Source organism: Nonomuraea sp. NPDC001636 (assembly GCF_040298265.1).
Classification (GTDB): Bacteria; Actinomycetota; Actinomycetes; order Streptosporangiales; family Streptosporangiaceae; genus Nonomuraea.
The window spans coordinates 25,603-34,912 of the sequence record NZ_JBEOZT010000055.1 but is presented as its reverse complement, the minus strand read 5'-3'; the positions used below and the strand labels follow the sequence as shown (position 1 = coordinate 34,912).

At 72.8% G+C, this 9,310-nt stretch carries 11 protein-coding genes and 1 pseudogene; 4 read left to right on the top strand and 8 right to left on the bottom strand.

Features of this window, described 5'->3' with window-relative positions; translation table 11 throughout:
* Positions 1-137 precede the first annotated feature (137 nt).
* Positions 138-587: pseudogene (locus ABT158_RS49570) on the top strand (HPP family protein); the annotation flags it as partial.
* A gap of 4 nt (positions 588-591) precedes the next feature.
* Here ABT158_RS49570 and ABT158_RS49565 read toward each other — a convergent pair.
* The 3 genes from ABT158_RS49565 to ABT158_RS49555 are packed head-to-tail and all read right to left on the bottom strand — an operon-like array spanning position 592 to position 2,945.
* Positions 592-1,509 (bottom strand): aminoglycoside phosphotransferase family protein, encoded by a 918-nt coding sequence (locus ABT158_RS49565; RefSeq protein WP_352366208.1) that lies wholly within the window; start codon positions 1,507-1,509, stop codon positions 592-594.
* A 34-nt stretch (positions 1,510-1,543) separates the two neighbouring features.
* Positions 1,544-2,422, bottom strand: coding sequence for a 1,4-dihydroxy-2-naphthoyl-CoA synthase (locus tag ABT158_RS49560; protein ID WP_352366206.1), 879 nt, complete (start codon positions 2,420-2,422; stop codon positions 1,544-1,546).
* A gap of 10 nt (positions 2,423-2,432) precedes the next feature.
* The gene (locus tag ABT158_RS49555; RefSeq protein ID WP_352366204.1) at positions 2,433-2,945 is read right to left on the bottom strand and encodes a PadR family transcriptional regulator; all 513 of its coding nucleotides are present in this window, start codon (positions 2,943-2,945) and stop codon (positions 2,433-2,435) included.
* A gap of 76 nt (positions 2,946-3,021) precedes the next feature.
* On the opposite strand from ABT158_RS49555, the gene ABT158_RS49550 reads away from it, so the two are divergent.
* Positions 3,022-3,585 (top strand): hypothetical protein, encoded by a 564-nt coding sequence (locus ABT158_RS49550; protein WP_352366202.1) that lies wholly within the window; start codon positions 3,022-3,024, stop codon positions 3,583-3,585.
* Here ABT158_RS49550 and ABT158_RS49545 read toward each other — a convergent pair.
* Positions 3,578-3,910 (bottom strand): ArsR/SmtB family transcription factor, encoded by a 333-nt coding sequence (locus ABT158_RS49545; RefSeq protein WP_090938046.1) that lies wholly within the window; start codon positions 3,908-3,910, stop codon positions 3,578-3,580. The genes ABT158_RS49550 and ABT158_RS49545 overlap by 8 nt on opposite strands.
* A gap of 86 nt (positions 3,911-3,996) precedes the next feature.
* On the opposite strand from ABT158_RS49545, the gene ABT158_RS49540 reads away from it, so the two are divergent.
* Complete coding sequence (locus ABT158_RS49540; protein WP_352366200.1) at positions 3,997-4,167, top strand: DUF3073 domain-containing protein; 171 nt, start codon at positions 3,997-3,999, stop codon at positions 4,165-4,167.
* 153 nt (positions 4,168-4,320) lie between these two features.
* Here the strand turns inward: ABT158_RS49540 and ABT158_RS49535 are convergent, their stop codons facing one another.
* Entirely contained in the window at positions 4,321-5,148 is an 828-nt protein-coding gene (locus ABT158_RS49535; RefSeq protein WP_352366198.1) for an alpha/beta hydrolase, read from the bottom strand.
* 115 nt (positions 5,149-5,263) lie between these two features.
* On the opposite strand from ABT158_RS49535, the gene ABT158_RS49530 reads away from it, so the two are divergent.
* Positions 5,264-5,830 carry an NADPH-dependent F420 reductase gene (locus ABT158_RS49530; RefSeq protein ID WP_352366196.1) on the top strand — a complete coding sequence of 189 codons (567 nt, stop codon included), beginning with the start codon at positions 5,264-5,266 and terminating at the stop codon, positions 5,828-5,830.
* 42 nt (positions 5,831-5,872) lie between these two features.
* On the opposite strand, the gene ABT158_RS49525 is transcribed toward ABT158_RS49530, so the two are convergent.
* From ABT158_RS49525 to ABT158_RS49515, 3 genes are all read right to left on the bottom strand, one after another.
* Positions 5,873-7,282, bottom strand: a complete 1,410-nt coding sequence (locus ABT158_RS49525; RefSeq protein WP_352366194.1) for an LCP family protein — start codon at positions 7,280-7,282, stop codon at positions 5,873-5,875.
* 147 nt (positions 7,283-7,429) lie between these two features.
* Complete coding sequence (locus ABT158_RS49520) at positions 7,430-8,089, bottom strand: response regulator (protein ID WP_352366192.1); 660 nt, start codon at positions 8,087-8,089, stop codon at positions 7,430-7,432.
* Complete coding sequence (locus tag ABT158_RS49515) at positions 8,086-9,216, bottom strand: sensor histidine kinase (RefSeq protein ID WP_352366191.1); 1,131 nt, start codon at positions 9,214-9,216, stop codon at positions 8,086-8,088. Before ABT158_RS49515 ends, ABT158_RS49520 begins: the two co-directional genes overlap by 4 nt.
* Between the last annotated feature and the right edge of the window lie 94 nt (positions 9,217-9,310).

Genomic DNA, 9,310 nt, shown 5'->3' with positions numbered 1-9,310 from the left:
TCAACCTCCGCTGACCCCGGCGACCCCCGCCGCCCCCCCCCCCCCGTGGGCGCCGGCCGGGCCCGGCGGCCGGGCCGCCGCCCTCCCGGAGGTGGGGGCGGGCCGGGACGTCGGGGGCGCCCGCCCGGCCGTCCGGCAGGGCGGTGGCCCTGGCCACCGCGGCGGCGCTGGCCGGACTGTCGTCACTGGCCCTGCTGGCCGGCCTCACCGGCATGGAGCTGTTCGCGCTGCCGTTCGCCGCCACCGCCGGGATCGTGGCCCTGGCGCCCGCCGCGCCGTTCGCCCAGCCGCGCAGCATCCTCCTCGGCCACCTGAGCGCCACCGCGCTCGCTCTGGCGCTCACCGCCCTCGTCGGCCCCTCGGTGTGGACGGCGGTCGCCGCGGCGGCGCTCTCCACGGCCCCGATGTTGCTGCTGCGGGCCCCGCACCCGCCGGCCGGGGCCACGGCCGCGCTGATCGGGCTCACCGCCCCCGACCCGGTGTACCTGCTCGACCCGGTCCTGGTCGCGAGCGTCGTGGTGATCGCCGCCGGGGTCGCGCTCGGCCGGGCGCTGCCGGGCCACAGCTACCCCGCCTACTGGCGGTGACCCGTCACTGCCGGTGGCGCATGGCCTCGGCGATCACCAGGGCGACCTCGCCGATCTCGTGTTCGCCGTCCTCGACGTCCCAGAGGGCGTTCTGCAGGATCCGGCCGAGGGTCCAGCCGGCCGCCCTGGCGGGGTCGAGGCCCAGCCCGTCCACCATCAGGTCGAACCGCCGCAGCACGCCCCTGACCGGGTCGCCGGTGGCGACGACGTCGTCCCAGCGGTTGTCCAGGGCGGGCCACAGGTCGAAGCCCGGGTCGCCGGCCAGCGGCTTGGGGTCGATGGCCAGCCACGGCTCCCGCTCGGCGGCCAGCACGTTGTCGTAGTGCAGGTCCCAGTGCAGCAGCCGGTCGCCCGGCTCGGCGACGAGCTCGGCGACCGCGTCGGCGCACCAGCGCAGCCAGTACCTGTCCTGCTCGCGGGGCAGCGCGGCCGTCGCGCGGTCGACGTCGGCCAGCATCTGCGCGGCGATGTCGCCCAACCGGCGCAGCCCCGGCGGGGCGGGGAAGGCGGTCAACCGGCCCAGCAACCCGGTCAGGATCGTCAGCGCCTCGGTGTCGTCCGGGACGGCCGACAACGGGCGGCCGGAGTCGAGGCGTTCCAGCAGCAGGGTGCCGGTCTCGGGGTCGTCGTCGAGCAGCAGGACCGAGCCCTTCCCGGCCCACGTGCGCAGGCCGGGCGCCTCGGTGGCGTTCTCGTCGGTGACGGGCTGGAGCTTGAGCGCCGCTCTGGTGCCGTCCTCCCGCACGACGGGCAGCACGAGGGAGACCACGCCGTGCATGGGGCGGCCCTCGTCCAGCCGCAGCCCCCACTCCTCCAGGTAACGCTCGGCCAGCGCGGGCAGGCCGGCCGACCAGGCCCGCCCCCGCTCGCCGTCGATCTTCACATGTGATGCGGTCAACGCCTCGGGAACCATGATGGTCATCGCCCCAGTCTGCCTCCGGCCGGGGCGCCCGCGGCTAGAAGTGCCAGGGGAAGGGCGACCAGTCGGGCGCCCGCTTCTCCAGGAAGGAGTCGCGCCCCTCGGCCGCCTCGTCCGTCATGTACGCCAGCCGCGTCGCCTCGCCCGCGAACACCTGCTGCCCGACGAGCCCGTCGTCGATCATGTTGAAGGCGAACTTCAGCATGCGCTGCGCGGTGGGCGACTTGCCGTTGACCTTGCGCGCCCACTCCAGCGCCGTGGCCTCCAGCTCCGCGTGCGGCACGACGGCGTTGACCATGCCCATGCGGTGGGCGTCGGCCGCGCTGTAGGTGTCGCCCAGGAAGAAGATCTCGCGGGCGAACTTCTGCCCGACCTGCCGGGCCAGGTAGGCCGAGCCGAAGCCGCCGTCGAAGCTGGCCACGTCGGCGTCGGTCTGCTTGAAGCGGGCGTGCTCGGCGCTGGCCAGGGTGAGGTCGGCCACGACGTGGAGGCTGTGCCCGCCGCCCGCGGCCCAGCCGGGCACCACGCAGATCACGATCTTGGGCATGAAGCGGATAAGGCGCTGCACCTCCAGGATGTGCAGGCGCCCGGTGGCGGGGGTGCCGTCGGCGTACTGGTAGCCGTCTTTGCCCCTGATGCGCTGGTCGCCGCCGGAGCAGAAGGCCCACCCGCCGTCCTTGGGCGAGGGGCCGTTGCCCGTGAGCAGCACGCAGCCGACGTCGGTGGCCTGCCTGGCGTGGTCGAGCGCCCGGTAGAGCTCGTCGACCGTCTGGGGCCTGAAGGCGTTGCGCACTTCGGGCCGGTTGAACGCGACCCGCACCGTGCCCTGGTCGAGGGCCCGGTGATAGGTGATGTCGGTGAAGTCGAAGCCCTCGACGACCTGCCACATCTTCGGATCGAACAGCTCGGAGACCATGGGGGCGAGCCTAACGGATCTGCCCCTCGGCCCACTCGGCCCACTCCTTCTGCACGGCGCCGAGCCGCAGGCCGTACTCCAGGGCGAGGCGGCCGTAGACCGACAGGTTGTCCTGGCCGCTCTCGACGAAGCCCTTGATGGCCTCCATGTGCTCCAGGTGCCTGCCCACCACCTCGGCCTGGCGGCGCAGGTAGGCGCGGGCCTGCTCGGGATCGACCTGGCCGAGGAAGAACACGCGCAGCAGCATGTCGCTGCGCCCGACCCTGACCGGCTCGACCTCGGTGATCCAGCGGCGCAGCTCGGCCCGGCCCTCCTCGGTGATCGCGTACTCCTTGCGGCCACGGGGGCCCTCGGCCGCGACGCTCACGAGACCGGCGTCGGCCAGCTTGCCGAGCTCGGCGTAGAGCTGGCTCTGCGTGGCGGGCCAGACGTTGGACAATGAGACGTCGAAGGTCTTCAGCAGGTCGTAGCCGCTGGCCGGCCCCTCGGCGAGCAGACCAAGCACGGCGTGTCTCAAGCTCATATTCCTATATTGACATATCTCCGCAGGAGGTTCTACATTCGACATGTCTACTTAGGAATGTCAAAGGAGTTGCGCGATGCGCGGTCTGCTCGGTTTCCTCCCCTGGGTCGTCTACGCGGTCATCGCCACCGGCGACGAGTGGCGCTGGGGCGCCATCACCGGCCTCGTGATCGCCCTCGCCCTCGTGGTCATCGACCGGCGGTCCGGCCGGGCCTGGGACGAGATCGTGATCGAGACGAGCGCCGCCGCCTTCTTCGCCCTGCTCACGGTGCTCTCCCTGGCGGCCCCGCACTCGCCGCTCACGCCGTACGGGCCCGCGCTGGTCAACGTCTGGCTGGCCGGCACCGCCTGGGGCTCGCTGGCCATCGGCAAGCCGTTCACGCTGGGCATCGCGCGCACGATGGCGCCGAAGGAGATCTGGGAGACCCAGGCGTTCCGCCGCGTCAACGTGGTGATCACCACGGTGTGGGCGGTGGCGTTCACGCTCGCCGCCGTCTCGCTGACGTTCGTGCTGGCCGCGGCCCCCCACGCCACCACGGTCGTCATCGCGATCAAGGTGCTCTCGTTCGTCGTCCCCGCCGTCTTCACCGCCCGGTACCCGAAGGTGGTCAGGCGCCGCGCCGAGGCCGCCGCTAAGTGACCTCCGCCCGCAGCTCGGCCAGGAGCTCCCCCTGGTCGGCCAGCATGTCGGTGAGGATGCGGCGGGCGGCCCCGAGCAGGTCTGCCAGCTCGGGAGTGGCCAGGGTGTAGACCACCGTGCTGCCTTCGCGGATTGCGCTCACGATCCCGGCCCTGCGCAGGACCGCCAGCTGCTGTGAGAGGCTCGACGCCTCGATGTCGATCTGGGCCAGCAGGTCCCTGACGGGCAGTGGACCTTCCTGGAGTAGCTCCAACACTCTGATGCGAGCGGGGTGGCCGAGTGTCCTGAAGAAGTCGGCCTTGGCCTGGTGGACCTCCACGTGCATATTGCAAGACTAATCGAGCGCAGTTGCATAATTCTTCAAGTCGTAACGTTGTTGGATAGCATGACAGCGGGGACTAGGGAGTAGCCATGGGCCGAGGAAGAGCCAAGGCGAAGCAGACGAAGGTCGCTCGCCAGCTGAAGTACGCCAACCACAACATCGACTACGACCGGCTGCGCGAGGAGCTGGGCGCGGACACGCCGCGCGAGGAGATGTACACGTCTACGGCGTCCGATCAGGAGTCCGAGCGCGCGCAATGACGCGCGCCGGCTTCGCGGGGGCGTCCGCGACGTTCTCTGGCCGCCTGGCCTCCGGCGCCTGATCGGTCGCCGCGAGTTCCAGGCGGTGTTCCCGTGCCCGCCCGGCGGCGTGCCGCAGGGCGCGGGCCGGGCCCGCGGTGGTCCGGCGGGCTGCTAGCCCGTCACCGCTTTCAGCAGGTGGCGCGCGTCGGCGAGCAGGCGGCCGGTGGCGGCCCGCGACACCGGGTCGGCGTTCTGCTGGAATCCGTGCGTGAGGCCGGGCTCCCTGCGGCACGTGACCGGCACGCCCGCCTCGGCCAGCCGGCGGGCGTACGCCTCGCCCTCGTCCCTGAGGGCGTCGTGCTCGGCGGTGACCACCAGCGTGGCGGGCATCCCGCTCAGGTCGGGCACGAGCAGCGGGCTCAGCCGCGGGTCGGCGCGCCGCGCCGGGTCGGGCGCCCACTGCCGCACGGCCCAGGCGAGGAAGCTCTCGTCGAGGCCGTGGCCGGTGCCCTTCTCCCGCACGCTGGGGCAGGAGAGCGTGAGGTCGGTGTTGGGGCAGACCAGGATCTGCGCGGCGGGCAACGGGTCGCCCGCGTCCCGCAGCTCCAGGCAGGCCATCGTGGCCAGGTAACCGCCCGCGCTGTCCCCGGCCACCGCGACCGGACGGGCCTCGCGCAGCACGTCCACGACGTCCTCGACGGCCGCCGGGTACGGGTGCTCGGGCGCCGGCCGGTAGTCCACGGCCAGCACCTCCACGTCGCACTCGCGGGCCAGCAGGCGGCAGATCCGGTCGTGCGTGTCCAGGTCGCAGAACACCCACGCGCCGCCGTGCACGTACACCACCAGCGGCCGCCGCTCGCGCGCGGGCCGGTAGTGCCGCAGCGGCAGGCCGCGCGGCCCGGCCAGGTCGCTCACCCGCGGCAGCTCGGGCCCCCGCGCACGCAGGTGCGCCCGCTCGGCGCTGCCCCTGCGCAGCTCGTGGACGTCGGGATCGTTCATGGACGACGAGTGTAGGGATCACCGGCGGGCAAAGATCTCGCGGCGCAGGCGCAAATCCAGGCATGCGGGGAAGGCCGATGGGCAGGTGCCGATCGGCCGACAAGGAGATCCAGACATGCGCGTAGGAATCGTGGGTTCGGGCCGGCTCGGCGCGCCGCTCGGCCGGCTGTTCGCGGCGGCCGGTCACGACGTGCTCTTCAGCGACGCCCGGCTGGCCCTCGCCGAGGAGGCCGCGGCCGCCGCCGAGGGGCAGTCGGGCGGCGGCTCGCCGATCGAGGCGGCGCGCTTCGGCGAGGTCGTCGTCATGGCGGTGTGGTGGGAGGCGTTCCCGACCGTGGTCGAGGAGCTGGGCGCGGCGCTGGGCGGCAAGATCGTCATCGACCCCAGCAACCCGATCACCCGGCGCGACGGCGCCGAGGCGGTGGTGGCCGTGCCGGACGGGCTCACCAGCCCGCAGTACCAGCAGCACGTGCTCGGCCGCGAGGTGCGGCTGGTGCGCACGTTCAACACCAAGTACCCCAACGAGCTGCTGGACCTGGGCACGGCCGGGCAGCGGGGCGGCCCGCGGGCCGACATGCCCTACTGGGGCGACGACGAGGCCGCCAAGAAGGCCGTGGTGCCGCTCATCGAGGACGCCGGCTTCACCGCCATCGACGGGGGCGGGCTCGCCGACGCCCTGTGAGCCGGGCCGGGATGGGCCCGGGTGGGCCGAGGCCGAGCCGGGTCAGGCCGCGCAGGTGTCGTGGGTGGCGTCGAAGCCCTTGATCGCCTCGGTGTCGTCGGCGCGCAGCGGCTTGAGCCCCTTCCAGTCGTCGCCGATCACCAGCACCAGGTGGTTCGTCCGGGCGCCGGCGACCAGCCTGGGCGTGGCGGCGAGCAGGTCGTTGGTGAGCGTGGGCACCCGCGTCTCGGCGTTGGGGCCGTAGAGCAGCGTGGTCTTCGCCTGGGGCTTCCTGGCCGTGTCGCCGATCTTGCTGATGTGGTAGCCGCGCTGTTCCAGGAAGGCGGCCACCTGCGTGCCGAGGCCGCCGCGGTAGGTGCCGTTGCGCAGCTCGATCTGGATCTTCGACCGGCCCACCTTGGCCTGGCCGCCCTTGACGCCCTGGACGCTCTGGTCCCTGGCGACGATCTGGAACAGCCGCCCGGCCTGCGGCTGCACCCACTCGACCCGGCCCGGCTGGGTCAGCGAGTAGTGCCAGGGGGTGGTGATGAACCGGATCTGCCCGGCGTTGAGGCCCTGGAGGCTGGTGGCGAGGTCCTTCATGACGCCCAGCGACAGGTCGTCGTCGACGGTCACCGACTTGGTGCCGGCGTTGAGGAAGCCGAACAGCTTGGACGGGTCGGTGAGCGTTTCGCCGCTCATCACCTTCTTGAGCATCGAGGCGATGAACATCTGCTGCCGCTGGATGCGCCCGATGTCGGAGCCGTCGCCGAGGCTGTAGCGGGCGCGGACGTAGCCGAGCGCCTGCTCGCCGTTGAGCGTCTGCCGCCCGGCGGGCAGGTGGAGCAGGGCCTTCTTGTCGTTCACCGGGGAGGGCAGGCAGACCTCGACGCCGCCCACGGCGTTGACCATGCTCTTGAAGCCGGTGAAGTCGACCTTCACGAAGTGGTCGATGTGGATGCGGGTGAGCGACTCGATCGTCTTCCAGGTGCAGGCGATGCCCCCGGAGTTGAACGACTCGTTGATCATGCCGAGGTGCGGCTGCTGGCCGGGCAGGCCGCCCGTGGCCCGGCAGGCGGGGAGCTGGACCAGCGAGTCGCGCGGGAAGCTGATCACCATGGCGTTGTCCCGCTTGGACGACACGTGCGCCAGCATGATCGTGTCGGTGCGCTCGCCCGCGATGCGGTGGCCGTACCTGGCGTTCTTGCCGTCGCGCTGGTCGGAGCCCACGATCAGGACGTTCATCGCCGAGGTGGCGACCTTGGGGGGCCGCGTCTCGCCGAGGTCCTCCTTGGTGACCGTGGAGCGCTTGAGGTTGCCGCTGAGTTTCGCGGTGACGCCGACGGCCACGCCGGCGACCAGGAGGACGACGGCGACCGCGATCGCGATCACCCAGCGTAGCCAGCGCCCGTGGCGCCTCTTGGGGGCGCCGGGGTCGCTGGAGGGCGGAGCATCGACAAGCCCGCTGCTCACGTGACTCCAGAGGGACGGGGGCCGAGGGGCCACCGCCCCGGGCCAAGAGCCTCGCCGTACAAGTCTCGGCCGTTGAACGAGCCCGAGTGTACTCAGTCCGGGACGGGTATGCGGAGGGACCGGGTTCCTTGACGGTCAAGCCTCGGGTCAGCGCTCGCGCGGGGTCACCAGCCCGGACTCGTAGGCGAGGACCACGAGCTGGGCGCGGTCGCGGGCGTGCAGCTTGGTCATCGCCCGGCTGACGTGCGTCTTGGCGGTGGTCGGGCTGATCACCATCTGGGCGGCGATCTCGTCGTTGGACATGCCGCGGGCGACCAGGGCGGTCACCTCGCGTTCGCGGTTGGTGAGCACGTCCAGGCCCTGGGGTTCGGGTTCGGGGCGGCGGGCGACGTACTCGCCGATCAGGCGGCGGGTGATGGCGGGGGAGAGCAGGGCGTCGCCGCGGGCGGCCACCCTGACGCCCTGGAGCAGGTCCGCGGGCTCGGTGTCCTTGACCAGGAAGCCGCTCGCGCCGGCGCGCAGGGCGTGGAAGACGTACTCGTCCAGGCCGTAGTTGGTCAGGATCACCACGTGGACCTCGGCCAGGCGTTCGTCGGCGGCGATCCGCCTGGTGGCCTCGATGCCGTCCATGACGGGCATCTGCACGTCCACGAGCGCCACGTCGGGGCGGTGTTCCAGGGCGAGGGCGACCGCCTGCTCCCCGTTGGCGGCCTCGGCGACGACCTCGATGTCGTCCTCGGCCTCCAGCAGGGCGCGGAAGCCGCCGCGGATGAGGGCCTGGTCGTCCACCAGCAGCACGCGGATCACCGGGCCTCCTGGAGCGGCAGTTCGGCGCGCACGGTGAACCCGCCCTCGGGACGCGGCCCGGTCGCCAGCCGCCCGCCGAGCGCCGTGACGCGCTCGCGCATGCCCAGCAGGCCCACGCCGGGGTCGCAGGGGCCGCCGTTCGCGCGGCCGTCGTCGTCCACCTGCACGATCAGCTCCTCCTTGCCGTAGTCGACGCGTACCGAGGCGGTGGCGGGCCCGGCGTGCTTGGAGACGTTGGTCAGCGCCTCCTGGACGATCCGGTAGGCCGCCCGGTCGACCTCGGCCGGCAGGTCGCGGCGGTCGCCGGTGACCGTCACCGTGGCCGGGACGCCGGTCGAGCGGGCCCGTTCGACCAGGTGGGTGAGCCGGTCGAGGCCGCTGGCCGCGGGGGCGTCGTCGTCCTCGCGCAGCACCTCCAGCGTGGCGCGCAGCTCGCGCATGGCCTCGCCGCTGGCCTCCTGGATGGCCAGCAGCGCCGCCGGCACCTCCTCGCCGCGCTTGCGCGCGAGGTGCACGGCCACGCCCGCCTGCACCTTGATGACCGAGATGGTGTGGGTGAGCGAGTCGTGCAGCTCCCTGGCGATGCGCAGCCGCTCCTCGCCCGCCCGGCGCAGCGCCGCCTCCTCGCGGGTCCGCTCGGCCTCGGCGGCCCGCTGTTCGACCTGCACGAGGTACGCCTGCCGGTGCCGGGTCACGGTCGCGGTCACCCCGGCCGCCAGGAACCAGCCGAGCAGCAGCGTCGTCCTCTGCACGATCTCCTGCGCGGTCTGCCCGTCGGGGGTGGCCAGGTTGACCGCCAGGGTCCCGCCCAGGAACACCGCGCCGGCCGCCGCCGCGAGCGCCCGGTGACCGGCCCTGACCGTGGCGAACACGGTCACCATCACCGGGAAGGCGGCCGGCGGGCCGGGCTGGGCGTGCGCGGAGTAGACCAGCATGCATAGCGTGGTGACCAGCAGCGCCGGGACCGGCGCCCGCCGCCAGGCGACGAGCGCGAGCGACCCGGCGAGCACGGCGGCGTAGTCCGCGGGCCCCGCGTCCGGCGTGGCCACCACGGTCGCCGTCAGCAGCACGGCCACCACCGCCGCGAGCGCCGCGTCCATGACGGCGGGGTGCCATCGCAAGCTCATGCCAAGCACAGTAGAGCCTGATGTGTCGATATTCGTCCTCACGTGGGCGGAATGGGGGACTACTCCCGCCGTCGTACGCCGCCCGCCACTGCGC

Excerpts from the sequence above, each read along its gene's own strand:
- ABT158_RS49565 (WP_352366208.1), bottom strand. The coding sequence starts at position 1,509 with ATGACCATCATGGTTCCCGAGGCGTTGACCGCATCACATGTGAAGATC.
- ABT158_RS49560 (WP_352366206.1), bottom strand. The coding sequence starts at position 2,422 with ATGGTCTCCGAGCTGTTCGATCCGAAGATGTGGCAGGTCGTCGAGGGC.
- ABT158_RS49555 (WP_352366204.1), bottom strand. The coding sequence starts at position 2,945 with ATGAGCTTGAGACACGCCGTGCTTGGTCTGCTCGCCGAGGGGCCGGCC.
- ABT158_RS49550 (WP_352366202.1), top strand. The coding sequence starts at position 3,022 with ATGCGCGGTCTGCTCGGTTTCCTCCCCTGGGTCGTCTACGCGGTCATC.
- ABT158_RS49545 (WP_090938046.1), bottom strand. The coding sequence starts at position 3,910 with ATGCACGTGGAGGTCCACCAGGCCAAGGCCGACTTCTTCAGGACACTC.
- ABT158_RS49540 (WP_352366200.1), top strand. The coding sequence starts at position 3,997 with ATGGGCCGAGGAAGAGCCAAGGCGAAGCAGACGAAGGTCGCTCGCCAG.
- ABT158_RS49535 (WP_352366198.1), bottom strand. The coding sequence starts at position 5,148 with ATGAACGATCCCGACGTCCACGAGCTGCGCAGGGGCAGCGCCGAGCGG.
- ABT158_RS49530 (WP_352366196.1), top strand. The coding sequence starts at position 5,264 with ATGCGCGTAGGAATCGTGGGTTCGGGCCGGCTCGGCGCGCCGCTCGGC.
- ABT158_RS49515 (WP_352366191.1), bottom strand. The coding sequence starts at position 9,216 with ATGAGCTTGCGATGGCACCCCGCCGTCATGGACGCGGCGCTCGCGGCG.